Annotated in this window: 22 protein-coding genes and 1 pseudogene; 20 read left to right on the forward strand and 3 right to left on the reverse strand. The window is 59.3% G+C overall.

All coding sequences use genetic code 11. From position 1 onward, the window contains the following. The first annotated feature begins 71 nt into the window (after window positions 1-71). Genes MCRY_RS05335 through MCRY_RS05345 form a run of 3 tightly spaced genes read left to right on the forward strand, consistent with a single transcriptional unit; the run spans window position 72 to window position 5942 of the window. Window positions 72-1253: a penicillin-binding protein activator gene (locus MCRY_RS05335; RefSeq protein ID WP_085628436.1), complete on the forward strand. Its 1182-nt coding sequence runs from the start codon at window positions 72-74 to the stop codon at window positions 1251-1253. After that, window positions 1213-4026, forward strand: coding sequence for a [protein-PII] uridylyltransferase (locus MCRY_RS05340; RefSeq protein ID WP_085628437.1), 2814 nt, complete (start codon window positions 1213-1215; stop codon window positions 4024-4026). Before MCRY_RS05335 ends, MCRY_RS05340 begins: the two co-directional genes overlap by 41 nt. Window positions 4027-4052: 26 nt before the next feature. Continuing rightward, a complete protein-coding gene (locus MCRY_RS05345; RefSeq protein ID WP_085628438.1) occupies window positions 4053-5942 on the forward strand; it encodes a DUF4214 domain-containing protein in 1890 nt (629 codons plus the stop codon). A gap of 98 nt (window positions 5943-6040) precedes the next feature. On the opposite strand, the gene MCRY_RS22825 is transcribed toward MCRY_RS05345, so the two are convergent. Continuing rightward, window positions 6041-6340, reverse strand: coding sequence for a type II toxin-antitoxin system Phd/YefM family antitoxin (locus MCRY_RS22825; RefSeq protein ID WP_171046128.1), 300 nt, complete (start codon window positions 6338-6340; stop codon window positions 6041-6043). 299 nt (window positions 6341-6639) lie between these two features. On the opposite strand from MCRY_RS22825, the gene murJ reads away from it, so the two are divergent. Continuing rightward, window positions 6640-8181 (forward strand): murein biosynthesis integral membrane protein MurJ, encoded by a 1542-nt coding sequence (murJ, locus tag MCRY_RS05355; protein WP_085628440.1) that lies wholly within the window; start codon window positions 6640-6642, stop codon window positions 8179-8181. Here the strand turns inward: murJ and MCRY_RS05360 are convergent. Then, window positions 8178-8867 (reverse strand): rhomboid family intramembrane serine protease, encoded by a 690-nt coding sequence (locus MCRY_RS05360; RefSeq protein ID WP_085628441.1) that lies wholly within the window; start codon window positions 8865-8867, stop codon window positions 8178-8180. The genes murJ and MCRY_RS05360 overlap by 4 nt on opposite strands. A gap of 77 nt (window positions 8868-8944) precedes the next feature. Between MCRY_RS05360 and trpS the strand changes: the two genes are divergently transcribed. From trpS to MCRY_RS05440, 16 genes and pseudogenes are all read left to right on the forward strand, one after another. Further along, the gene (gene trpS / locus MCRY_RS05365; RefSeq protein WP_085628442.1) at window positions 8945-9979 is read left to right on the forward strand and encodes a tryptophan--tRNA ligase; all 1035 of its coding nucleotides are present in this window, start codon (window positions 8945-8947) and stop codon (window positions 9977-9979) included. Between the two features lie 94 nt (window positions 9980-10073). Continuing rightward, the gene (locus MCRY_RS05370; protein WP_085628443.1) at window positions 10074-10556 is read left to right on the forward strand and encodes a VOC family protein; all 483 of its coding nucleotides are present in this window, start codon (window positions 10074-10076) and stop codon (window positions 10554-10556) included. A 184-nt stretch (window positions 10557-10740) separates the two neighbouring features. Then, the gene (locus MCRY_RS05375) at window positions 10741-11604 is read left to right on the forward strand and encodes a branched-chain amino acid aminotransferase (RefSeq protein WP_085628444.1); all 864 of its coding nucleotides are present in this window, start codon (window positions 10741-10743) and stop codon (window positions 11602-11604) included. 79 nt (window positions 11605-11683) lie between these two features. Continuing rightward, on the forward strand, window positions 11684-12139 hold the full coding sequence (locus tag MCRY_RS05380; protein WP_085628445.1) for a universal stress protein: 456 nt from the start codon (window positions 11684-11686) through the stop codon (window positions 12137-12139). A 62-nt stretch (window positions 12140-12201) separates the two neighbouring features. Beyond that, complete coding sequence (locus MCRY_RS05385) at window positions 12202-12732, forward strand: hypothetical protein (RefSeq protein WP_085628446.1); 531 nt, start codon at window positions 12202-12204, stop codon at window positions 12730-12732. A 100-nt stretch (window positions 12733-12832) separates the two neighbouring features. Beyond that, window positions 12833-13396, forward strand: a complete 564-nt coding sequence (locus MCRY_RS05390) for a NifU family protein (protein WP_085628447.1) — start codon at window positions 12833-12835, stop codon at window positions 13394-13396. Then, window positions 13386-13961 carry a tRNA (adenosine(37)-N6)-threonylcarbamoyltransferase complex dimerization subunit type 1 TsaB gene (tsaB, locus tag MCRY_RS05395; RefSeq protein ID WP_085628448.1) on the forward strand — a complete coding sequence of 192 codons (576 nt, stop codon included), beginning with the start codon at window positions 13386-13388 and terminating at the stop codon, window positions 13959-13961. Before MCRY_RS05390 ends, tsaB begins: the two co-directional genes overlap by 11 nt. Next, entirely contained in the window at window positions 13958-14371 is a 414-nt protein-coding gene (locus tag MCRY_RS05400) for a GNAT family N-acetyltransferase (protein WP_085628449.1), read from the forward strand. Before tsaB ends, MCRY_RS05400 begins: the two co-directional genes overlap by 4 nt. A 150-nt stretch (window positions 14372-14521) precedes the next feature. Continuing rightward, window positions 14522-15517: a BMP family lipoprotein gene (locus MCRY_RS05405; protein ID WP_085628450.1), complete on the forward strand. Its 996-nt coding sequence runs from the start codon at window positions 14522-14524 to the stop codon at window positions 15515-15517. Between the two features lie 96 nt (window positions 15518-15613). Beyond that, window positions 15614-17176, forward strand: a pseudogene (locus MCRY_RS05410) (ABC transporter ATP-binding protein); the annotation flags it as partial. Between the two features lie 493 nt (window positions 17177-17669). Next, complete coding sequence (locus tag MCRY_RS05415) at window positions 17670-18761, forward strand: ABC transporter permease (protein WP_085628451.1); 1092 nt, start codon at window positions 17670-17672, stop codon at window positions 18759-18761. Beyond that, a complete protein-coding gene (locus MCRY_RS05420; RefSeq protein WP_085628452.1) occupies window positions 18761-19726 on the forward strand; it encodes an ABC transporter permease in 966 nt (321 codons plus the stop codon). The genes MCRY_RS05415 and MCRY_RS05420 overlap by 1 nt, the downstream gene beginning before the upstream one ends. A 161-nt stretch (window positions 19727-19887) precedes the next feature. Beyond that, entirely contained in the window at window positions 19888-20802 is a 915-nt protein-coding gene (locus tag MCRY_RS05425) for a sulfite exporter TauE/SafE family protein (protein WP_085628453.1), read from the forward strand. Continuing rightward, window positions 20802-21560, forward strand: a complete 759-nt coding sequence (locus MCRY_RS05430) for a TIGR02186 family protein (RefSeq protein ID WP_085628454.1) — start codon at window positions 20802-20804, stop codon at window positions 21558-21560. Before MCRY_RS05425 ends, MCRY_RS05430 begins: the two co-directional genes overlap by 1 nt. After that, window positions 21560-21991 carry an acyl-CoA thioesterase gene (locus MCRY_RS05435; protein WP_085628455.1) on the forward strand — a complete coding sequence of 144 codons (432 nt, stop codon included), beginning with the start codon at window positions 21560-21562 and terminating at the stop codon, window positions 21989-21991. Before MCRY_RS05430 ends, MCRY_RS05435 begins: the two co-directional genes overlap by 1 nt. Window positions 21992-22060: 69 nt before the next feature. Beyond that, window positions 22061-22474: a hypothetical protein gene (locus tag MCRY_RS05440; RefSeq protein WP_085628456.1), complete on the forward strand. Its 414-nt coding sequence runs from the start codon at window positions 22061-22063 to the stop codon at window positions 22472-22474. A gap of 32 nt (window positions 22475-22506) precedes the next feature. On the opposite strand, the gene uvrC is transcribed toward MCRY_RS05440, so the two are convergent. Continuing rightward, complete coding sequence (uvrC, locus tag MCRY_RS05445) at window positions 22507-24375, reverse strand: excinuclease ABC subunit UvrC (protein ID WP_085628457.1); 1869 nt, start codon at window positions 24373-24375, stop codon at window positions 22507-22509. Window positions 24376-24509 lie beyond the last annotated feature (134 nt).

Genomic DNA, 24509 nt, shown 5'->3' on the forward strand with positions numbered 1-24509 from the left:
GTTGTCTATTATCGGTCCCAATTAATGAAGCGCGCCCAAATCCTGTTCGGCGCGCCAAGGGAGTGCGTTTTATGTTGGCTGTTTTGTCCACCCCCCGCAAGCTGTTGCGCAAAGCCGCTGCAGTCGCGGCCTTCATCGGTCTGGCGGCCTGTGATCCGACGATGATGACCGCCCCAAGCAGCGGGTCCGGGCCCAGCGTCAATACAAATGCGCCTATCCCTGTGGCTCTGTTGATTCCCCGCAGCGACAGTGGCGCTGGGGCCGTCGCTGCCAGCCTTGAAAACGCCGCACGTCTTGCTGTCGCCTCACTCGATGGGGTGCAGATAGACCTGCGCGTCTATGACACCGCTGGCGATGCCCAGCGCGCGGCCCTTCAGGCCGAAACCGCCGTTGCCGAAGGCGCACAGATCATTCTTGGCCCGCTCTTTGGCGAAGCAGCGAATGCCGCAGGCGTCGCGGTTGCCGACAATGGCGTCAACGTGCTCAGTTTCTCGAACAACCCCTCCATCGCAGGCGGAAACGTGTTCGTGCTCGGCCCGACCTTCCGCAACACCGCGAACCGTTTGCTCGGCTATGCATCCCGTCAGGGCAGAAATTCCGTTGTGATTGTGCACCCGCAGAACGTCGAAGGCGAATTTGGCAAGGCCGCGATTCAAGCCGCAGCAAGCCAGACCGGCGTGCGCGTCGCCGCCATCGAATCCTTTGCGTTTTCGCAGGAAGGCGTGACCTCAGCCGTGCCGCGCATCCGCGCGTCCGTCGGCGCTACGGGTGCCGACTCGATCTTCCTGACATCGAACGCCGCAGGCGCGCTGCCAATGTTGCTGCAACTTCTGCCCGAAGCAGGGGTCAACCCCGCGACAACCCAGTATATGGGCCTCGCGCGCTGGGATGTGCCGACACAGATCCTGTCCATGCCGGGCGCACAGGGCGGTTACTTCACCCTGCCCGACACCGCAGCCAAAAACGCCTTCGACAGCCGCTATCGGACGCAATTCGGGCAAGAACCTCATCCGCTGGCCGGTCTTGCCTTTGACGGCATCGCAGCCATTGGCGCTTTGGTTCGCCAAGGCCGATCCGACGCTCTCACTGCGCGGGCGCTGACACAGAATTCGGGCTTTCAAGGCGCAAATGGCGTCTTCCGGTTACGCCCGGACGGAACCAATGAACGCGGTCTCGCAGTGGCGACCGTGCGCAACAACCAGGTGACCATCCTTGACCCAGCCCCATCCGGCTTCGGCGGCGCAGGCTTCTAAATCCCTGAGCATGACCAACCCATCGGAGGCGCCCACCGCCTCCGATGACTTCTCCGACATTCTCGATGTGCCCGCCACGCGAGACGTGATGTGGGCCGCAGTCGGCGACATGTATGACGAGCGCGAGGTGCGCAACGCGGTTGTCGCGGTTCTCAAGGACGCGCAGAAAACCGGGCGTGCGGCCGTTGCTGCGCGGCTTGATGCGCAGCCGCGCAATGCCCTGTCGGTGACCACGGGCTACACGTGGCTCACCGATCAGGTGATCAGGCTGACATTCGAGATCGTCACAGAGCGTGTCCACCGCAACCCCAATCCGACCGAGGGCGAACGCCTGTCGGTTTTGGCAGTCGGCGGCTACGGGCGCGGCGAGATGGCTCCGTTTTCCGATGTCGATCTGTTGTTTCTCACGCCTTACAAGATCACCGCATGGGCCGAGAGCGTGATCGAATCCATGCTCTACATCCTGTGGGATCTGAAACTGAAAGTCGGGCATTCGTCGCGCACCGTCAAAGACTGCCTGCGCCTTGGTGCCGATGACTTCACCATCCGCACCGCCATGCTCGAACACCGCTTTCTGGTCGGCTATGAACCCTTGGCGGTCGAGCTTGACTCCAAGCTCTGGAATACGCTTTTCAAGGGCACCGAGGTCGAATTCGTCGATGCAAAACTGGCCGAGCGCGATGCCCGGCACGTCAAGCAAGGCCAGCGCTACATGGTCGAACCCAATGTGAAAGAAGGCAAAGGCGGGCTGCGCGACCTGCAATCACTGTTCTGGATCGCCAAGTACATCCATCACACCGACGACCTAAGCAAACTGGTCCGCGCGGGCGTGTTCCGCCCCGAGGAATTCCAGACCTTCGTCAAAGCCGAGAACTTTCTCTGGGCGGTGCGCTGCCACCTGCATCTCGCCTCGGGCCGCGCCACCGAACAACTCACCTTCGACATGCAGGTCGAAGTGGCTGATCGCATGGGCTATGCCGACAAAAGTGGCCGCCGCGGCGTCGAGATCTTTATGCAGGATTTCTTCCGCCACGCCACCTCCGTCGGCGACCTGACCCGCATCTTTCTCACCTCGCTCGAAGCTTCGCAGCAAAAGGAGCCGCCACTTTTGATGCGGCTCTTCAAGCGCCAGCCCAAGACGCGTGACGGCTACGAGGTGGTGAACAACCGCCTCGCCATTACCGACGACGCGGCTTTTCTGGCCGACAAGATGAACCTCCTGCGCATTTTTGAGGAGGCGCTGCGCACCGGTCTGCTGATCCACGCCAATGCCATGCGCCTGATCAGCGCCAACTTGAACCTGATCGACAAGGACATGCGCAACGACAAGGAAGCCCAGCGCATCTTCCTCGACCTTCTGCTCAAACACGGCAACCCCGAACGCGCCCTGCGGCGCATGAACGAACTGGGTGTTTTGGCGGCCTTCATCCCCGAATTCGAACCGATCGTGGCGATGATGCAGTTCAACATGTACCACCATTACACGGTGGACGAACACACGATCCAATGCATCTGGCACCTGAGCGAGATCGAAAACGGCCACCTCGAAGAAGACCTGCCCGTCGCCAGCTCGATCCTCAAACACGGCATCAACCGCAAGGTGCTCTATGTTGCGCTGCTCTTGCATGACATCGGCAAGGGGCGCGACGAAGACCACTCTGTCCTCGGCGCCAAGATCGCCCGCAAGGTCGCGCCGCGTCTGGGCCTCAACAAACAGGAATGCGCCACCGTCGAATGGCTGGTGCGCTATCACCTGCTGATGTCGGATATGGCCCAGAAACGCGACATCGCCGATCCCCGAACCGTCCGCGATTTCGCCAAGGCGGTGCAAACCCGCGAACGGCTCGATCTGCTTTGTGTCCTCACCGTCTGCGACATCCGCGGCGTGGGCCCCGGCACTTGGAACAACTGGAAAGCTGTGCTGATCCGCGCGCTCTACCGCCAGACACGCCGCGCGCTCGAAGACGGGATGGAGGCGCTCAACCGCGAAAACCGCGGTGCCGAGGCCAAGAAAGCCCTCCGCGACGCGCTCGAAGGCTGGGATACCAAGGACCTGCGCGTCGAAACCGGCCGCCACTACCCGCCCTACTGGCAAGGTCTGCATGTCACCGCCCACAAGATCTTTGCCGAACTGCTGCGCGACATCGGCAACAACGAAATCCGCATCGACATCCATCCTGATGAGGACCGCGATGCAACCCGCGTGTGCTTTGCCCTGTCAGACCACCCCGGCATCTTCTCGCGGCTCGCCGGCGCCTTGGCTCTGGTGGGCGCAAATGTCGTCGATGCCCGCACCTTTACATCGAAAGACGGGTTCGCCACGGCCGTCTTCTGGATTCAGGACAGCGATGGATCGCCCTACGAAGACGTGCGCATTCCCCGCCTGCGCGACATGATCTCCAAAACCCTGCGCGGTGACATCGTTCCGCGTGAGGCCATAAAACCGCGCGACAAGATCAAGAAACGCGAACGCGCTTTCAATGTCCCGACATCCATCACCTTCGACAACGAAGGGTCGGAAATCTACACCATCATCGAAGTCGACACGCGCGACCGCCCCGGCCTGCTGTTCGACCTGACCCGCACCATGGCCAACGCCAACGTATACATCGCCTCCGCAGTGATCGCGACCTACGGTGAACAGGTTGTGGACACGTTCTACGTCAAGGACATGTTCGGCCTCAAATTCCATTCCGAAAGCAAACAGAAATCTCTTGAGACCAAGCTGCGCACCGCCATTTCCGAAGGCGCAGCGCGGGCCAAGGAACAGTAACCCCAAAGCATTTTCAGGACGATTACATGCAGTTTACCTATACCGGCAACAACACCCGTTTTCTGGAACAGTCCTTTTTTGACAGCAGCATGACGCTGCGCGTGACACTGGACGTGGTATCGCCGACCGAGGCGATTTTCACCCACACCATATTCACGCAGGCCAATGTCAACGTGGTGCTGCGGGGCGTCGGGCTCAGCGCAGACGCCGCAGGCCGTTTCCAATCCGGCGTGATCACGTCCATGGAATTCAACGGGCTCGATATCGAACAGGCGCGGGTCACTGGCATCAACTGGTCGGCCTCTGCCTTTCAGGACGCGCTGACCGATATTGGCGAGAGGTCTGATTTCTCCGGCTTGGCCAGCCTCTTCAACACGTCCACACAGATTGTCCTTGACGCCAGCGGAGGGCTCAGTGGCTTTGATCAGGAACTGGCCTGGGCCGGGTTTCTGCCGCTCATCAGCCGTCCGATCATCTTTGAAGGATCGCCCTTTGATGACGCAATCGAAGGTGGGTCCGGCAGCGATGTCATTAACACTGGTGCCAGCACATCCGATGGCGACCGCATCGTCGGCAGTCTTGGCAATGATGTCATTACCTTCGAGAGCGGAGGTCCCAATGGCCCCGGTTTCTTTCTCGATTACGATACAATCGACACACCGGTCACCTTTGATATCGATGCTGTCACGAACACCGGCACCGTCAATACGGCTGGCTTCACCGATACCCTGCAAAACGTCTCGGGCGCATTGGATCAATACCTGAGCCTTGAGGGCACCGCTGGCGCGGACACCTTCACAATTCGTCTCGCCGAAGGTCAGGTTGTCGCCCTCGCCGGCGGTCTGGGAGCGGATGTCTACAATGTCGATCCGGGCAGCACTGGCGTGCCCATTCTTGACTTCTTTTTCACCGATGCCACTGCGGGGCTGAACCTTGATTTCACAACAGGCGTCATTGAAAACGACGGCTTTGGAAATGTGGAAACCTTTGATTTCACCACAATCCCGGATGCGACCATACTTCTCGCCACAAACCTTGCCGATATCGTTGCCGACGGCCCCGGAGCACAACAGGTCATTCTCTATGGCGGCGATGACCTCTTCCTTGGCGATATGTCCGGAAATGACAGCATTGACGGCGGTGACGGGGATGACCTCGTGCGTTTTGACAGCATCCCGCAAGGAGAGATGACGCTCACCTTCTTCGGTGTCCGCACAACGGTCAGTGACAGGTCCGACCCGGCGGATGAGACTGCCTTGCTGCGTGTAGAGACGATCGAAACCGAAGGCGGCGTCGCGTTCGAACTCGACAAGCACGACGGGATCGGTCTGATTTCTGCCGCCGATCTGACAACCCTGACCGAACTCTACATCGCCTATTTCGACCGTGCGCCCGACGCGCTGGGACTTTCGTTCTGGGCCACTGCTTTCCAGAAAAACGGTTTTTCCTTCGACGCGATTGCAGATCTGTTCTTTGAACAGCCCGAAACAGTCGCGCTGTATTCTGGTATGAGCAACAGCGATTTCGTGACAGCGGTCTACAACAACGTGCTGGGCCGCGACCCCGAACTGGACGGTTTCAATTTCTGGACAGGTCAATTGAACGCCGGCAACGTAACAGAGAGCAGTTTCATTCTTGATCTCCTCGCTGGAGCCCGCGCTGCGACCGGATCGCCCGCCGATGTTGCCTATATCGAATCCAAGACTGATCTGGGGCTCTATTTCGCGGTGATTCAGGGTCAGAATGATCTCACTTCCGCCAACGACGTGATGGATGCCTTCAACGGCAGTGCCGCAAGTCTTACTGCAGCTCAGGATTTGTCCGACGCCTCGCTTGCCGTTGCTGAAACCGGCAGCACGGATGTGCTGATGCCGGTGGTCGGGGTCATCGACAATCCCTTTGCGGACATCGCCTGACACGGTCTGCCACTCGGCGCGGATCATGGCTTGCAGCCGGACAAGCGCCCGCAGAACCAGCGCAGTCCAATTGTGCTGGATCCACCCAAGCGCCGCGTTCACGTCGCACCCGTATACAGTGCGCTTTCAGCCTGCCCCAAATAGGCAACGGCCTGCCGCAAGCGATCTTCGTCGCGCCGTTTCAGTCCTTCGTGCATTTCGCGGTATTTTCGGTCCGCGCGCGTTGCTTCGAACAATGCGCGCGCCTCGGTGATCGGAACGAGCCCTGCCACGGGTTGCCCACGTCGCAGGATCGCATAGCGCGCGCCGTGATTTACCTCGTTCAACACATATCGCAGATGGCTGCGCAGCCAATCGGTGTTGATATCCTCGATAGGTGACAGATTGAAGATGTACACAAACGATTCCCAGTTTTGGCGATCCTGCTCACCTTGGGATAAAATCATTGACGAAAGGTAAGCGCGCAGCGCGGTGCGCCAAGGAGCCGCCGATTTAACCACCAGTACGGATGAAGCGTACGGCACCGGCATATGTCCCGTACGGTTGGGCGTGGTGCGGGTGAAACCCCGGCAAGATCCGCTGAAAACAGCCCAAATCCGGCTTTGAACCGTACGGGACACCTGCATGAGCCGTACAACAGGCACTTTTCGCCAGACGATTTCTGCTCTACCCCGGTCTGCACGCGCAAGGAGCCCGCATGAAACCCATTCGCCTTATTTCCGGTGTTCTCACCGTCGGCTTCTGGACCCTGATGAGCCGGGTTCTGGGTGTTCTGCGCGAGGTCATGATCCTCGCTTATATCGGCCCCGGCCCGGTGATGGATGCCTTTGTCGCCGCCTTCCGTCTGCCCAACATGTTCCGTCGCTTTTTCGCCGAAGGTGCGTTCAACGCGTCCTTCGTTCCCATGTTTTCCAAGCGGTTAGAGACCGATGACGACCCGGTCGGCTTCGCCACTCAGGCGCTGTCGGGGCTGGCTTTCGTTCTGCTCATTCTAAGCGCTGTTGCCATGATCTTCATGCCGGCTCTTGTCTGGCTCACCGCCGGTGGCTTCGTTGGCGACGCGCGGTTCGATCTGACGGTGGAGTATGGACGCATCGTCTTCCCTTATATCCTGCTGATGTCGCTGACTGCCCTGTTTTCCGGTGTTCTGAACGCCACGGGTCGTTTTGCCGCCGCTGCCGCCGCACCTGTGTTTCTCAATATTTTTGTCTGTATCTCAATGGCTTGGGCTGCCCAAACCGGAGGTGAAGTAATTCGTTGGCTGGTTTGGACCGTGCCTGTCGCAGGCATCGCCCAACTCGGCCTTGTCTGGGCCGCCACCGACCGCGCCGGACTCCGCCTTCGCCCGATGCGGCCGCGTTGGACGCCCGAGATGAAGCGTCTGGTTGTCGTCGCCATCCCGGCGGCACTGGCCGGGGGGGTCATGCAGATCAATCTGCTGGTCGGTCAACAGGTTGCGTCGCATTTCGACAAGGCCGTAGGCTGGCTTTATGCAGCAGACAGGCTTTATCAACTGCCCCTTGGTGTGGTTGGTATTGCCGTCGGGATCGTGCTTTTGCCAGACCTGTCCAGACGCCTCACCGCGCAGGACGACACCGGGGCCAAACATGCCTTCTCGCGTGCCGGAGAACTGTCGCTGGCTCTGACCATCCCGGCAGCGGTTGCCTTGGTCGTGATCCCCCTGCCACTCGTTTCGGTGCTGTTCGAACGTGGCGCCACTGGCGCCGACGATTCCGCAGCCATCGCAGCGGCGGTCGCGATCTATGGTTTGGGGCTTCCCGCCTTTGTTTTGCAGAAGGTTCTGCAACCCTTGTTCTTTGCGCGCGAAGACACGAAATCCCCCTTTCGATTTGCGGTTTGGGCGATGGTGGTGAACGCGGCAGTTGCCGTTGGACTGGCGCCTTTCCTCGGTTGGATCGCACCTGCCATCGCCACGACACTGGCCGGTTGGGTCATGGTTTGGATGCTGGCGAAAGGGGGCCGCAAAATGGGCGATGTCGCTCGGTTCGACGACCGCTTCCGCCGTCGCATCTGGCGGGTATGCCTCGCTTCAGCAGCAATGGGCGGCGTGCTCTGGGCCGGCACGCTTCTGCTCGGTCCCCTACTCGAAATGGCAGGCATTCGTTTCCTTGCGCTGGGCGCGCTGATCGTTTTGGGAATGATCAGCTATGCATTGATTGGACAAGGTATTGGTGCCTTCTCCCTACGCGAATTCCGCGACGCTTTCCGCCGACGTTAATTGCGCTGACGCAACCGGTCGACCAACCTCGCCCACCCGCCGGGCACCAGAATTGTCGACATCACGAACCCGATGGCAAAGCCTGCCAAATCAGCCACCCATTCGGCATTCGCCCCGAAAAGAAGACCGAAAATCAATTGGATCGCCAACAGAAACCCGATCAGGGTGAATGCGCGCACCTGTTTTTCACCCAACTGCCCCAGCCGCAGCCAAAGCAAGTAGGTGAACCCACCAATCAAACCATAGACGGCAGGAAACGCTCCGATCAGCGGCGTGGAGCCGCCTACGGTCAGCGCATATACCAACGCACCACCGGCGGCCGAGACAAAGAAGATCAACAGCACCGCAAAGCTGCCCATCGCTTCGCCCACCATCTTGCCGAGGGCCAGCAACATAACTCCGGCAAACAACGCGTGGGTAAAGCTGGCATGGACAAACGGGTACGAGACAAACCGCATCACATGTTCGATGGGCCAACGCCCGGACTCGCGCATCCAATCGAAAATCTCGGCCGAAAAGGCAAACCGCTCCAGCGTGCCAAGACGCCACCCCACGGCCTGCGGCCCGCCAACTAGACCGCGCGCGCCAAGATTGAAGGCAACCTCCAAACCAACAATGACAAGGAACAGCGCGATCACCACCGGAGGCAGCGGATTCAGCGGGGGTTCGTTATGCGGATGGGTCACTGCTCGGGCCCTTGCTTGACGGCACTTGGGGTCATGGGTAAGGCACCAGCACCAGTTTTGCCAGATGGAGTTTTGCCATGTCCGAGGGGGTCCAAACCTCTCCCGCGTTCACACCCCGGATTTTTTCGGGGATTCAGCCGTCTGGAGGGCTGACGCTGGGCAACTACCTTGGCGCGATCAAGCGCTTTGTCGAAAAGCAGGATGAGGAATTCGAGACGATTTATTGCATCGTCGACCTGCACGCGATCACCGCCACGCTGTTCGAACCCGACGTTCTGCGCCGCCAGACCCGCGAGTTGACCGCAGGCTATATCGCATCCGGCCTCGACCCTGCGAAATCCATCCTGTTCAACCAGAGCCAGGTCGCAGAGCACACGCAATTGGCTTGGATTTTCAACTGCATCGCCCGCATGGGCTGGATGCAGCGCATGACCCAGTGGAAGGACAAGGCGGGTAAGAATACACAGAATGCCTCGTTGGGCCTGCTTGCCTATCCGGCGCTGATGGCCGCAGACATTATGGTTTATCATGCGACCCATGTGCCCGTGGGCGAAGATCAGAAACAGCATCTTGAGCTCGCCCGCGACATCGCGACAAAATTCAACCATGACTACGGCGTGGAGTTCTTCCCGATCACCGAACCAGTGATCGAAGGTGCGGCGACACGTGTAATGTCGCTACGCGATGGTTCGAAGAAGATGTCGAAATCCGATCCTTCGGATGCCAGCCGGATCAATTTGACCGACGATGCAGACGCCATTGCACAGAAGATCCGCAAGGCAAAGACAGACCCGGACGCGTTGCCCTCGGAGGCAGAAGGGCTTGAGGGTCGCCCCGAGGCGCGCAACCTCGTTAACATCTATGCCGCCCTCGCCGATCAGTCGGTCGAGGCCGTGTTGCGCGATGTGGGTGGCAAGCCTTTCTCGGAATTCAAACCAATACTGTCCGAGCTTGCGGTGGAAAAGCTCGCGCCGATTTCGACCGAGATGGCGCGGCTGATGCAACAGCCTGATGAGATCGACGCGATCCTGAGCAAAGGATCCGAGCGGGCGCGCACCATCGCGGCGCCTATCCTGAAACAAACTTACGAAATCGTCGGCATGGTGTCGTAAGCTCAGCACCGATGCACAGATCTTGCGCGCCAATAGCCCTTTTCCGCACAGGCGCACAGGATTACTTTGGTCCAACCGGTCGAAAGGACAGACCATGACCAAAGCACATCAAGGCATGACCATTGGGCATGTCCACCTCAAAGTTACGGACCTTGAACGCTCCATCGTATTTTACCGCGATGTCATGGGGCTTGACGTGACGCAGCAGTACGGCGATCAGGCCGCCTTCCTGTCGGCGGGGGGCTATCACCATCATATCGGGTTGAATACGTGGTTCAGCAAAGATGGCCCGCCTGCATCCAAACGCAGCCCCGGCTTGTTTCATGTCGCCTTTCTCTACCCTGATCGTGCCGCGCTGGCTCAAGCCTTACGGACAGCGCTTGACGCAGGTGTCGACATCGAAGGCGCTGCAGATCATGGTGTCAGCGAAGCGCTCTATTTCAGCGACCCGGACGGCAACGGAATCGAGATTTACCGAGACCGGCCAGAGGCGGAATGGCCTCGGAATTCAAGCGGTGAGCTGAATATGATAAACGCGCCTCTCGACCTCGACGCATTGTTGCTCGAAGCGGCCTGACGCGACACGTCCGGGTGTGGTGGAAAGCCTTTTCGAAAAGGCTTGAGACCGCGATTTCGAAATCGCGGTCCAAGCATCTCACAAGATGCTTGAAGCAAGGTGCTTCGAAGCACCTTTCCGCCCCGCATGGTCTGGACCTTCCTCAATCACGCACCTAACCTGCGCCGCAACAAGGGAGGTCATCATGGCAACCGGCAAGAACATCCACACCTATTTCAATGGTACTTGGCACAATGGTGATGTCGCCGTCATGAATGCTGCCGATCACGGCGCATGGCTTGGCAGCGGCGTTTTTGATGGTGCACGCTTCGTCAATGGTGTGGCTCCCGATCTTCTGGCTCATTGCCAGCGGGTGAACCGCTCGGCTGAGGCGCTTATGGTCACCCCTACTGTCAGCGCCGAAGATATGGTGCAGATCGTTTGGGACGGGCTGCGCGCCTATTCCAAGGACACAGCCGTGTACATTCGTCCGATGTACTGGGCGATCGACGGAGACGCGTCGGCCATCATGCCCTCACCCGACAAGACGGGCTTTGCGATCTGCCTTGAGGAAATTCCCATGGCCCCCGAAACAGCCAGCGTGTCTTTGGGCAAAACACAGTTCCGCCGCCCCGTTCTCGAAAGCGCGGTGGTCAATGCCAAAGCAGGCTGTCTTTACCCCAACAACGCCCGCATGCTGGCCGAATTGCGGGCGCGCGGGTTCCAAAATGCACTGGTCACTGACGCCATGGGCAATGTGGCCGAAAGCGCCACGGCCAATGTGTTCATGGTCAAGGATGGCGAAGTGTTCACGCCCATCGCCAACGGCACCTTCCTTGCGGGAATCACCCGGTCGCGCCACATGACCAACCTCCGCGCCGACGGGACCAAGGTCCACGAAACCGTGCTGAGTTTCGCTGATTTCGAAGTGGCGGATGAAGTCTTCCTGTCTGGCAATATGAACAAGGTCACGCCAGTGGTCGGGTTCGAGGACACGTCCTACCAAGTCGGGCCAGTGACCCGCCGTGTCCGCGAGATGTACTGGGACTGGGCACAGTCTTCCCACTAGGTGCAATCTGCGACACTGGAGCCAAGCTCTATTGCACGGGTGCGGTTCCTAAGCCATGATCCCCTGCGGGAGAACATCTATGCGTAAATTTCTAGTCGTCCTGGATGACAGCCGCGAATGTCTGAACGCGATGCGCTTTGCCGCGATGCGGGCTGCCAATACCGGCGGCGGGGTGGAGATTTTGTCGATCATCCCAGCAGACGAGTTCAATCACTGGATCGGTGTGGGCGAAGTCATGCGGGAAGAAGCGCGCGAGCGCATTCATGCGCATTTCGAGGTTTTCGCCAAATGGATGCGCGACAAGCAGGGCGTCGACCCAGAGCTTGTTATTCGCGAAGGCGAAGCGGTGACCGAAATCATCGCACAAGTGCAGGATGATCCGGACATTGGCGTTCTGGTTCTAGGCGCGAACTCCGGCAAAAAGGGCCCCGGTCCGCTTGTCACGCAACTGACCAAGAACGCGGGTAGCCTGCCGATCCCGATCACCATCGTGCCGGGCGAACTGTCGAAAGAGCGGCTCGAAGCGATCACCTGACACGTCCCCTCGCGTCAGGTGGCACGGCAAACCGTGTCCGCTGCAAGACGAAGGAGGATTGCGTGACTGCATTTTCGGGTTTCCGCTTTCTGCGCGCAGTGTCGGCGTTTTGCATCGGCACCAGCCTCTTGGCTGCGTCGATGGCGACCGCCAAGGAAGAGGGGCGGATAACGCTCACCTTGGCAGATGAAACTCTGGAATTGCCACTAAGCTCGGGCCATAGCGATTGGACCGGTTCGCAAGGCTTTGTGAGGGTTAGTATTCTGACCCGGCCTTCCGATCTGGGAACATGGCAGCGCTTCCAATCCTTGAGGCTGGCCTTCGATCTGTTGCGCGACCGCGCACAACTGCCGGAAATGTCGCTGCTGCGCCGAACCGAGGATGCCGAATTCGAACGCTGGTATGGGCGGGTGGACAGTGGCGGCTTGATCGTTACCGTGACAGACCGAGACCTTAAAGACGACTTGCTGCGCATCAGCGGCACGTTCATCGGAACACTGGGGCAAAGCGCAGATTTCGGGAAGACCATCGACCTGTCAGCGCCGATGCCGGTGTCAGGCACGTTCGAGGTAACATTACTCCCCATTCGATAGCGGGACCTGCAGTGCCAAACCGGCGACTTAGAACTGTTCTAAACCTTGACGCTGCTCCAGCGCATGCGCATATATGATAACGTCATCAGGAGGTGCCGCCATGTTTATCCAAACTGAATCAACGCCCAACCCCGCCACGCTCAAGTTCCTACCCGGCCAGACCGTGCTGGACATGGGCACTGCCGATTTCCCGACAGCTGAAGGTGCGTCGGTTTCGCCACTGGCCACGCGGCTCTTCGCGGTCTCGGGCGTCAAAGGCGTGTTTTTCGGACATGACTTCGTCACTGTGACCAAGGATGACGGCACCGATTGGGACCACCTGAAGCCCGCGCTTCTGGGCGCGATCATGGAGCACTTCCAATCCGGCGATCCGGTCATGGCAGGCGACGCGAAAGCACCTTCGGGACATGCAGAGCATACCGGCGAAGATGGTGAGATCGTGGGCCAGATCAAGGAATTGCTGGACAGCCGCGTCCGCCCTGCCGTGGCGCAAGACGGTGGAGACATCACCTTTCATGGCTTTGACCGGGGTGTGGTCTACCTTCACATGCAGGGTGCCTGCGCGGGTTGCCCATCTTCGACCCTGACGCTCAAAATGGGGATCGAAAACCTTCTGCGGCACTATATCCCCGAAGTGACCGAGGTGCGGCCGGTTGCCGTCTGACACGACCCTTCTGGCATTTGACACATCGGCTGCGCATTGCGCAGCCGCTTTGTTTTGCGGTGGTCGAGTTGTCGCAACCCGTGTCGACGCGATGGCACGCGGACAGGTCGAACACCTGATGCCGATGCTCGAGACGTTTCTCGCGCAGCACGGCAAGACATGGGCCGATCTGAGCCGCATTGGGGTCGGGATCGGGCCCGGCAATTTCACGGGAATCCGAATTTCGGTGTCCGCCGCACGCGGGCTTGCATTGGGGCTTGGCGTTCCGGCCATCGGCGTGTCCACGCTCGATGCTCTGCATCACCTGCACCCTATGGCGACCGCTGCTGTTGCTGCTCCACGCGACATGATCTACGCACAATCCCCCGGCGGAGCACCTGCGCTCATCGCGGCCAGCGATGTCCCCGAGGCCATCTTTGCCGAAGACGCGCACGCGTTGATCACCGCACTGGCCGAGGTCGCGGCACGGGCCGATGCACAGGCTGCAGTGCGGCCCAAACCGCTCTACATCAAACCAGCCGATGCCGCCCCTGCACGGGATACGGCCCCAGTGATCCTGTCGTGACACCCGAACGCTGCGCCGCGATCATGGACAGGGCCTATGTCCAGATGCGGCCATGGTCGGCGCAAGACATCGCTGACACTCTCGCCGCCAAGCACAGTCTGATCCTGTCTCAGGATCAAGGCTTCGTGATAGCGCAAATTGTGGCCGACGAGTGTGAAATTCTGGCGATTGCCACAGACCCCGGGGCACAGCGAAAAGGCCTGGCGTCTTCGCTCTTGACCAAGCTCATCACCGTTGCAAAGCAGCAGGGTGTCACGCGCATCCTGTTGGAAGTGGCGCTACAGAACGCACCAGCCCGGTCCTTTTACGCAGCGAAGGGATTCGCGCCGATTGGCACGCGGTCGGGCTATTATACCTTGCGCGACGGCACAAAAGACGATGCCATGCTGCTTTCAATGGCCATTGCGTAAGGTCAAATCGCTCCTGCGCCAACGTCACAGGGCTCTGGCACAAAAAGCGGTTGAACTATCGTCCGCGTGCAGCCTTAATTGACGCTGATCAATCGATCTAACCAAGCGACGCAATAAAGCCGTCGCAGTCCAACATCTGGGAGCTGCTAAATGACCCTCATGACAAAACTTTATGGTGCCGCCGCTGCTTTGGCGCTCACCGCTGGCGCGGCTGCTGCCGAACCGGCCCTGATCTTCGATCTGGGCGGCAAGTTTGACAAATCCTTCAACGAAGCCGCCTTTAACGGTGCCGTGCGTTGGGCCGAGGAAACCGGCGAAACATTCCGCGAGATCGAGCTTCAGTCCGAAGCCCAGCGAGAACAGGCCCTTCGCCGCTTTGCCGAGAACGGCAACAACCCGATCGTGATGACCGGCTTTGCCTTCGGCAACGTGCTCGGCGAAGTCGCTCCAGATTACCCGGACACCAAATTCGCAATCATCGACATGGTCGTCGATCAGCCGAACGTGCGCTCTGTCGTGTTCAACGAACATGAAGGCTCCTACCTTGTGGGTATGATGGCAGCGATGGCATCCGAATCCGGCACCGTTGGCTTTATCGGCGGCATGGACATCCCTCTGATCCGCAAATTCGCCTGCGGCTATGCGCAAGGCGTGAAGGCTGTAAACGCGGACGCCACGGTTGTGGCCAACATGACCGGCACGACTCCGGCTGCGTGGAACGACCCGGTTAAGGGCTCTGAGTTGACCAAGGCTCAGATCAGCCAAGGCGCAGACGTGGTCTACGCTGCCGCGGGTGGCACAGGCGTGGGCGTTCTGCAAACCGCTGCAGACGAAGGCATCCTGTCCATCGGTGTGGACAGCAACCAGAACTACCTGCACCCGGGTCAGGTTCTCACGTCGATGATGAAGCGCGTGGACAACGCGGTCTATGATGCGATGACCTCGGGCACCGATCTGGAAACAGGCATCAACGTCATGGGTATCGCCAATGGCGGCATCGGCTACGCCCTTGACGAGCACAACGAAGCACTCGTCAGCGCCGACATGAAAGCAGCCGTGGACGATGCTTCTGCCAAGATCGCCAGCGGCGAGTTGATGGTGCATGACTACATGTCCGACGACAGCTGCCCCGCGCTGAGCTTCTGATCCGATCAGAACGCGTGTAGACTTTCGGAGCGGCCGGTCACGGCCGCTCCGCCATGTATCGGGCACCAGACCCGAAGACTGATGCAGGGATAGTTCATGAATACCGCTGTTGCCGCCCCCGAAACGGACCCGCTCCTTGCCTCGGTCCCGCCTGCCATCCAGCTCAAAGGCATCTCCAAGGCATTTGGCCCTGTTCAGGCCAACAAGAACATCTCGATCAGCGTCAAACCCGGCACCATTCACGGCATCATCGGCGAGAACGGCGCGGGTAAATCGACTCTCATGTCGATCCTCTACGGCTTTTACAAAGCCGACAGCGGCCAGATTTTCATCAACGGAAAAGAAACCCAGATCCCCGACAGCCAGGCCGCAATCAAGGCGGGCATCGGGATGGTGTTCCAGCACTTCAAGCTGGTTCAGAATTTCACCGTTCTTGAGAACGTGATCCTCGGTGCCGAGGATGGCCCCCTGCTCCGCCCGTCGCTGAACAAAGCGCGTGGTGTGTTGAAGCAACTGGCCGAAGAATACGAATTGAACGTCGATCCCGACGCGATCATCGAAAACCTGAGCGTCGGCCACCAGCAGCGCGTGGAAATTCTCAAGGCGCTTTACCGTCAGGCCGACATCCTGATCCTTGATGAACCAACCGGCGTTCTGACGCCTGCCGAAGCCGACCACCTTTTCCGCATCCTTGATAACCTGCGCAAAGAGGGAAAGACGATCATCCTGATCACTCATAAACTGCGCGAAATCATGGACGCCACCGACACCGTGTCGGTGATGCGCCGTGGCGAGATGACGGCGACGGTCAAGACGGCAGAGACCAGCCCCGAACGGCTGGCCGAGATGATGGTGGGCCGCAAGGTGCTGTTGCAGGTCGACAAGAAACCCGCCGAACCGGGTAAGCCCGTGCTTGAGGTCGAAAACCTGCGCCTGACCGACGAAAAAGGCGTCGAACGGCTCAAGGGCATTTCGCTCAATGTGCTTGCAGGTGAAATCCTTGGAATCGCCGGTGTTGCCGGGAACGGTCAGTCTGAACTGCTCGAGGTGTTGGGCGGCTATGCCAATGCCACCGGCACGATCCGCGTCAACGGTCAAGAGATTGACCTGACAGGCAAGCATTCCGACGGCCAGTCACGTCGCGCGCGGGGCATCGCCCACGTGCCCGAAGACCGCCACCGCGAAGGGCTCATCATGCCGTTCACGGCGTGGGAAAACACTGTTTTCGGCTATCATCGCGATCCGAAAATCCAGTCTGGCATGCTTATGGACAACGCAGCCATCAAGGCCGAAGCCGCCGCCAAGATGGAACGATTTGATGTGCGCCCACCGAACCCCAAGCTGGCCGCGCGCAATTTCTCGGGTGGCAACCAGCAGAAGATCGTTCTGGCGCGAGAAATCGAACGAAACCCGGATATCCTGTTGGTCGGCCAGCCCACGCGCGGTGTCGATATTGGCGCAATCGAATTCATCCATCAGCAAATCATTCGCCTTCGGGACGAGGGCAAGGCGATCCTGCTCGTGTCCGTCGAACTGGACGAGATCTTCTCGCTCTCAGACCGCATCGCGGTGATGTTTGATGGCCAGATCATGGGCGAGCGCATCCCGAGCGAGACCAACGAAAAGGAACTGGGCCTTCTGATGGCCGGGATCACCGATACAGCCCATGCCAAAATGCCTGCGTCCCCGATGGCGATGAGCGAAGAAGAGGTGCAAGAGGCCGCTGAAATTGAGGCAGACGCCCAAGCAGAGTCCGAATTGACCCCCGAAGTGCCACAAGACGCAGAGGCCCCATCAGAAACAGAGGTCAAACTGACCACCACCGACGCGGGAGCGGAAGTAGCCCCAGTCGAGGCGCAGGTGGACGAAACTGCGCCGGATATCAGAACCGACGCAGCCCCCGATATCAGCGCAGACGACGAGACCAAGACCGAGGCCCCGGCCGCCGCGGACATCGCATCGCCGACAATGCCGCACGAAGAACCGATGACCTTCAGTACCGATCCCGTCGATGTCGAAACACCACCTGCCAAAACCGAAGCGATCAGCCTTGGCAGCCTAAGCGCAACACTCACCCAGTCGACACCAGAGCGGCCAAAGTCGCCGGATACCAAATCAGACCCTATAAAAGACCCCGAGGAGGGCGGCAAAGATGGATAAGATGCCCGGTTGGGCCGACGCGGTCCTTGTCCCCCTGATTTCGCTACTTCTTGCCGCGATCCTGTCGGCACTGGTGATCATCGGCATTGGCGAAGACCCGGTAGCGGCGTTCAAGCTGATGGTCGACGGTGCGCTGATGCGATCGTCGGGGTGGGGCTACACGCTGTACTACGCGACCAACTTTATCTTCACCGGCCTTGCTGTCGCCGTGGCTTTCCATGCGAGGCTGTTCAATATCGGCGGCGAGGGTCAGGCGATGATCGGCGGTTTGGGCGTGGCGCTGGCCTGTCTCTATATCCCCTGGCCCAACTGGTACGTGGCGCTGCTGGGTGCAACAGTATCGGCCGCGCTGTTCGGCGCGATGTGGGCCTTGATCCCGGCCTATCTCCAAGCCAAACGCGGCAGCCATATCGTGATTACCACGATCATGTTCAACTTCATCGCCGCCGCTGTTCTCAACTACATCCTCGTGAATATCCTGCGCCCCCAAGGTGCCATGGATCCGGCCACCGCCCGCTTCCCAGAAGCTGCGCAATTGCCCACCTTTCAGGACATGTTCTCGACCGCTGAAACCGCGATGTTTCGGGGCGCTCCAGCCAATGTGACCTTCTTTCTGGCGGTATTCATGTGCCTTGCCGTCTGGGTGTTGATCTGGCGCACCAAGCTGGGCTACGAAATCCGCTCCTTTGGCCAATCTGAATCGGCTGCGAAATACGCAGGCATCAGCCCCATCAAGATCACCGTGGTTGCCATGCTGATCTCGGGTGGTCTTGCTGGGATGATGGCACTCAACACCACGATGGGTGAGGCGGAACGCCTTGTCATGAACGCGACCGAAGGCGCTGGATTTATCGGCATCGCGGTCGCGCTGATGGGCCGGTCACACCCGCTGGGTGTTCTGCTGGCCGCGCTGCTGTTTGGCTTCCTTTACCAAGGCGGCGCAGAATTGGCGCTTTGGACGAATATCCCACGCGAACTGATCGTGGTGATCCAAGCGCTGGTCATCCTCTTCACCGGGGCTCTCGACAATATGGTGCGGATGCCACTCGAAAAACTCTTCCTCGCCGCCCGGAGGAAAGCCTGATGGATTTCGCAACACTGCTTCAGGTGCTCGACAGCACTGTACGCCTTGCAACACCGCTGCTTCTGGCCTGCCTGGCGGGCCTCTTCAGTGAGCGTGCTGGCATCTTCGACATCGGCCTCGAGGGCAAAATGCTTGCCGCGGCGTTCTTTTCAGCCGCCATCGCAGCAATCACCGGTGACGTTTGGATGGGGCTTGGGGCAGGTATCCTTGCCTCTCTGGCGCTCTCCGTGCTGCACGGGCTGGCGTCCATCACCTTCCGGGGCAACCAATTGATCTCGGGTGTCGCCATCAACTTCCTCGCGGCAGGTCTCACCGTCCTGATCGCACAAGACTGGTTCAGCCAAGGCGGACGTACGCCATCGCTCATCGGGGCGGGCAGGTTTGAACCCATCATACTCCCCGGTGCCGCGGAATTCGCTGGCGTGCCGCTCATTGGTCCGATCTATGCCGAATTGATCTCGGGTCATTCGATCCTTGTCTACGTCGCCTTTGCGATGGTGCCATTGACGTGGTGGCTGCTCTACCGGACACGCTTTGGCCTGCGCCTGCGCGCAGTTGGCGAAGCCCCCGAGGCGGTGGACACTGCCGGTGTGTCGGTGGTTGGGCTGCGCTTTGTCGCCGTGGGGATCTGTGGCATTCTGTGTGGCGTTGCAGGTGCATATCTGGCGACCGCACTGCAGGCGGGTTTCGTCAAGGACATGACCGCCGGGCGAGGCTTTATCGCGCTGGCTGCGCTGATCTTTGCCAAATGGCGGCCATGGTATGCGCTTTATGCCTGCCTTCTTTTCGGCCTGCTTCAGGCTGTGGCGCTGCGCTATCAGAACATCGACCTGGGTGCGTTTGTGGTGCCGGTGCAGTTCATGGACGCGCTGCCCTACATCCTGACCGTGGTGATCCTTGCCGGTTTCGTCGGTAAGGCGATTCCGCCGCGTGCCGGTGGCGAGCCCTACGTCAAGGAACGCTGACATTCAGGTTAAGCGGGCGTTTACGTCAACGGAAACGGGTGATGCGTCAACGCATCACCCGTCCCCCACCTGAGTCCAGTTGACCCACTTTCGTAAGTCCTTTTTGCACCTGCGGCACCGCACCGCTTGAAACGGAGCAAAGGTTGGGTCTATGGACGAACATGCAGATCTACCTTCCCATCGCCGAAGTATCGGTCAACGCGTTCCTGCTGCTTGGCCTTGGCGGAATGGTGGGCGTGCTGTCCGGCATGTTCGGTGTTGGCGGTGGCTTCCTGATGACGCCGCTCTTGTTCTTCATCGGCATCCCACCGGCAGTCGCCGTGGCGACCGAAGCAAACCAGATTGTCGCGTCGTCATTCTCCGGCGTGCTTGCCCATCTCAGGCGAAAAACAGTCGATCTCAAAATGGGAACGGTGCTTCTTGTCGGGGGCCTTATCGGCGCCGCGCTTGGCGTGTGGGTATTCAATTACCTCAAGAGCCTCGGTCAGGTCGATTTGCTGGTCAAACTCTGCTATGTCGTCTTCCTTGGAATCATCGGCGCGTTGATGTTTGTGGAAAGCCTGAACGCGATCCGCAAAACACGCTCCGGCTCTGCACCCAAGCGCAAAAAGCATAATTGGATTCACGGCCTGCCGTTCAAGATGCGCTTTCGCACCTCGGGGCTCTATATCTCGGTCATCCCGCCGGTGATCGTTGGTATTCTGGTCGGTATCCTCGCGGCGATCATGGGTGTGGGCGGCGGCTTTATCATGGTTCCCGCGATGATCTACCTTCTGGGCATGCCCACCAAGGTGGTTGTCGGCACCTCGCTCTTCCAGATCATTTTCGTGACCGGTTTCACCACCCTGCTGCACGCCACCACGAACTACACTGTGGACATGGTACTGGCCGTGCTGCTGCTGATCGGCGGCGTCGTCGGAGCGCAGATCGGCACCGTAATCGGGGCCAAGCTCAAGGCCGAGCAACTGCGCATCCTTTTGGCGATCATGGTTCTTGCAGTCTGCGGAAAGCTCGCGCTCGACCTTCTGATCCAACCGTCCGAGCTGTTCTCAATCGGCACGGCAGGAGGTCACTGATGCGCGCTATACTCGTGCTCCTCCTGCTTTTGGCCACCCCTCTGAAAGCCGAAGAAGTGGTGCTTGGCCTCAGCCGGGACCAGGTGTCGATCTCAACCAATTTTGACGGTTCAGAGGTTATCATCTACGGCGCAATCAAGCGCGAAGTGCCGATCCCTCAGAACGAACCGATCCAGGTGATCGTGACCATTTCCGGCCCACAGGCTCCGATCACTGTACGCCGTAAAGACCGCGTTCTTGGCATTTGGGTGAACACCGATGCAATGGATGTGTCCGCGGCACCAAGCTTTTACGCAATTTCCACTTCAGCCCCTTGGCAACAGGTGCTGAACGAAGCTGATGACCTGCGCCACAACGTGTCGATCCCGCGCCGCATCCGGTCAATCGGGGCATGGTCGCAAGTCGCCAACCCACAGGAATTCATCGACGCGCTGGTGCGCATCCGGATGGCGAACGGTCTCTACGTGTTGGATGAGGGCGCAGTAGATCTGCGCGAATCCACCTTGTTCAACACCGCGATCCAGATGCCAGCAAACTTGACCGAAGGCGAATACGCAACACGCGTGTTCCTGACCCGCGGCGGTAAGGTCGTGTCGAAATACGAAACCAGCATCGAGGTGCGCAAGGTCGGCCTTGAACGCTGGCTCTACAACCTGTCGCGCCAGCAGCCTTTGGTCTATGGCCTTCTATCCCTTGCCATCGCCATCGCTGCGGGCTGGGGTGCGTCGGCCGCCTTCAGGCTGATGCGGTCGGGCTGATGCCTCGTACGCCCCCCGGAACCCGCGCTAACTATTGCGCCTTCCGCACACTGCCGACACGCTGGCAGGACAACGACGAATACGGGCATCTCAACAACGCCACCTATTACGCACTCTTCGACACCGCAGTGAGTTTGTGGCAAATGGAAAAAGGCACCGAAATCCGCGGCCCCAACGCGACCAAATTTCTCGTTGTCGAAAGCGGCTGCCGCTACCACGCTGAATTGAGCTTCCCGGACATGCTCACCGCAGGCATCCGCGTCGCTCATATCGGCACCTCGTCCTTCCGCTATGAGATCGCACTCTTTGGCAATGACGAAGACACCGCCGGGGCCGAAGGCTTTTTCACGCAAGTGTATGTTGACTCCGATGGTCGCCCAGCCCCGCTATCCAACACGGTGCTTGCCATTCTCACGAGCATAAAGACTTGAAGCAAATACAATTTTGACGCGCAATAATGTCGGGGTACTCTGTCTTTGAATAGTTCAGGAGACCCGCTCATGTCGTTCCCAACAAATCGCCTGCTTGCCACCATGCTTGGACTGGCTTTGGCCACCAATGTGTCCGCGCAATCCAAATCAGACGTCAAATTTGCACCGGGTAATTTCGGGACAATGGTGTCAGGCACCATCACTGGGCAAGAGTACACTGACTATTTGCTGGGAGCTAACGCCGGACAGGAGATGTTTGTTGAGCTGACTGTGACCGACAGCAACGGCAACGGCACTGTCTACTTCAATATCCTGCCTCCGGGCAGTGATGGTGGTGCGATCTACAACAGCTCGATGAATGGAAACACAACCACCGTCAGCCTACCCGAAAACGGAACTTACGCCATTCGCGTCTACCACATGGGCAACGACGAAGACACCGGCAAGACCAGTGGCTTCAATATCGACCTGTCGATTCAGTGATCTGAAACGGAACACCAAAGCGCGCCAGCGTGTCAGCTGTTTTCGTGGAAAAAGCCGTAAATCCGCTCGGCCAGCGCCTCGCTGACACCCTCCACCGCCTTCAGGTCCGCAAGGTTTGCCCGGCTGACAGCTTTCGCAGACCCGAAATGCGCCAGAAGCGCCCGCTTGCGCGCTCCACCAACACCCGAGATCTCGTCCAGGGGGTTCGCCATTTGTGACTTTGCCCGCTTCGCGCGGTGCGTGCCAATGGCAAAGCGGTGTGCCTCATCACGCAGGCGTTGGACGAAGTACAAGACCGGATCATTGTGGCGCAGTGCAAAAGGCCGCGTGCCCGAGCGGTGGAATTCTTCCTTGCCTGCATCGCGGTCCACACCTTTGGCCACACCGACCATCGGCACATCTCCGACGCCATGTTCTTCCATGATCTCGCGGACAGCAGACACCTGCCCAGCACCACCGTCGATCAAGAGCAAATCGGGCCAAAGCCCTTTATCCCTCTCGGGATCCTCTTTGAGCAAACGCTTGAACCGCCGGGTCAGCACCTCTTTCATCATGCCAAAATCATCACCGGGGGTCAGTTCATCCCCCTTGATGTTGAACTTGCGATACTGGCTCTTGAGAAATCCCTCGGGCCCCGCAACGATCATCGCCCCGACGGCGTTGGTCCCCTGAATATGACTGTTGTCGTAGACCTCAATCCGATCGGGCGGCGTATCCAGCCCAAACGCCTCCGCCAGACCGCGCAACAGTTTGGCCTGCGTTGCCGTTTCCGCCATTCGCCGCGCCAGGCTTTCCCGCGCGTTACGCAATGCGCCGTCGACCAGTTCAGACTTTTCACCCCGACGCGGCACAGCAATCTCGACCTTGCGGCCCAGCTTGTCCGACAGCGCCTCGGTCATCAGGTCTTCGTTTTCAATTGGGTGTGACAGCAACAAGAGCTTTGGCGGTTCCTTGGTGTCGTAAAACTGCCCAAGGAACGCCTCCAGTACCTCGGCCTCTTCCACGTCCGGCCCGACACGCGGATAGAAATCGCGGTTGCCCCAGTTCTGGTTGGCCCTGATGAAAAACACCTGAACGCAGGCCTGCCCCTTTTCAAGATGCAGGGCGATCACATCCGCCTCGGTCACACCGCGCGGGTTGATCCCTTGTGCCGTCTGCACCTGCGTCAGGGCCCGGATGCGGTCGCGTAAAGCTGCGGCGCGCTCGAACTCCATGGCCTCAGAGGCCTCGGCCATCTCTTTCGCCAGCGTTTCCTGCACATTGGTAGATTTGCCCGACAAAAAGCGCTCGGCGTCCTTAACGCTGGCAGCGTAGTCTGCTTCGCTGATCTTGCCCACGCAGGGCCCGGAACAGCGCTTGATCTGGAATTGCAGGCAGGGCCGTGTCCGGCTGTCGAACATCGCATCGGAACAGTTGCGCAACAGAAACGCCCGCTGCAACTGGTTCAGCGTCCGATTGACCGCACCCGCACTGGCAAAGGGACCGTAGTACGCACCTTTATCTTTCTTCGCGCCGCGATGTTTGTGGATCATCGGATAGGGATGAGCCGTGACGTGAATGTTCGGGAACGACTTGTCGTCGCGCAAGAGCACGTTGTAGCGCGGTTTGAGCTGCTTGATGAGGTTCTGTTCCAGCAACAGCGCTTCTGTTTCGGTGCGCGTCGTCAGGAACATCATCGACGCGGTTTCCGAAATCATCCGGGCGATGCGGCCCGAGTGCTGCGGCGATGGCCGCGAATAGTTCGAAACCCTCGCGCGGAGGTTGCGTGCCTTGCCGACATAAAGCACGCGCGCTTGAGAATCCAGCATGCGGTAGACACCCGGACTGGAGTCCAACGTCTTGAGATAGCTCTGAATACAGGCGTATCCGGTCAGATTGTCAGCGTCGGTTTCCTTGGTCATGTCAGCCTAGATTTACGGTTTCCGGGTTTGCACGATTCTCCCGGTTTCGCTGCCCCATCGCCCCCCATGATGCAACCTTTAAGGCATCCACGCTTTCTGTGGATAAGTCTGCGGAGAAGTTTTGAACGTGAGGG

Source organism: Marivita cryptomonadis (genome assembly GCF_002115725.1).
Classification (GTDB): domain Bacteria; phylum Pseudomonadota; class Alphaproteobacteria; order Rhodobacterales; family Rhodobacteraceae; genus Marivita; species Marivita cryptomonadis.

Bases quoted from the DNA above. Each gene is read 5' to 3' on its own strand.
- MCRY_RS05425 (WP_085628453.1), top strand. From the start codon at position 19,888: ATGCAGATCTACCTTCCCATCGCCGAAGTATCGGTCAACGCGTTCCTG.
- MCRY_RS05380 (WP_085628445.1), top strand. From the start codon at position 11,684: ATGCGTAAATTTCTAGTCGTCCTGGATGACAGCCGCGAATGTCTGAAC.
- MCRY_RS05420 (WP_085628452.1), top strand. From the start codon at position 18,761: ATGGATTTCGCAACACTGCTTCAGGTGCTCGACAGCACTGTACGCCTT.
- murJ (WP_085628440.1), top strand. From the start codon at position 6,640: ATGAAACCCATTCGCCTTATTTCCGGTGTTCTCACCGTCGGCTTCTGG.
- MCRY_RS05335 (WP_085628436.1), top strand. From the start codon at position 72: ATGTTGGCTGTTTTGTCCACCCCCCGCAAGCTGTTGCGCAAAGCCGCT.
- MCRY_RS05390 (WP_085628447.1), top strand. From the start codon at position 12,833: ATGTTTATCCAAACTGAATCAACGCCCAACCCCGCCACGCTCAAGTTC.
- MCRY_RS05345 (WP_085628438.1), top strand. From the start codon at position 4,053: ATGCAGTTTACCTATACCGGCAACAACACCCGTTTTCTGGAACAGTCC.
- MCRY_RS05375 (WP_085628444.1), top strand. From the start codon at position 10,741: ATGGCAACCGGCAAGAACATCCACACCTATTTCAATGGTACTTGGCAC.
- trpS (WP_085628442.1), top strand. From the start codon at position 8,945: ATGTCCGAGGGGGTCCAAACCTCTCCCGCGTTCACACCCCGGATTTTT.
- MCRY_RS05415 (WP_085628451.1), top strand. From the start codon at position 17,670: ATGGATAAGATGCCCGGTTGGGCCGACGCGGTCCTTGTCCCCCTGATT.
- MCRY_RS05405 (WP_085628450.1), top strand. From the start codon at position 14,522: ATGACCCTCATGACAAAACTTTATGGTGCCGCCGCTGCTTTGGCGCTC.
- MCRY_RS05435 (WP_085628455.1), top strand. From the start codon at position 21,560: ATGCCTCGTACGCCCCCCGGAACCCGCGCTAACTATTGCGCCTTCCGC.
- uvrC (WP_085628457.1), bottom strand. From the start codon at position 24,375: ATGACCAAGGAAACCGACGCTGACAATCTGACCGGATACGCCTGTATT.
- MCRY_RS05370 (WP_085628443.1), top strand. From the start codon at position 10,074: ATGACCAAAGCACATCAAGGCATGACCATTGGGCATGTCCACCTCAAA.
- MCRY_RS05430 (WP_085628454.1), top strand. From the start codon at position 20,802: ATGCGCGCTATACTCGTGCTCCTCCTGCTTTTGGCCACCCCTCTGAAA.
- MCRY_RS05440 (WP_085628456.1), top strand. From the start codon at position 22,061: ATGTCGTTCCCAACAAATCGCCTGCTTGCCACCATGCTTGGACTGGCT.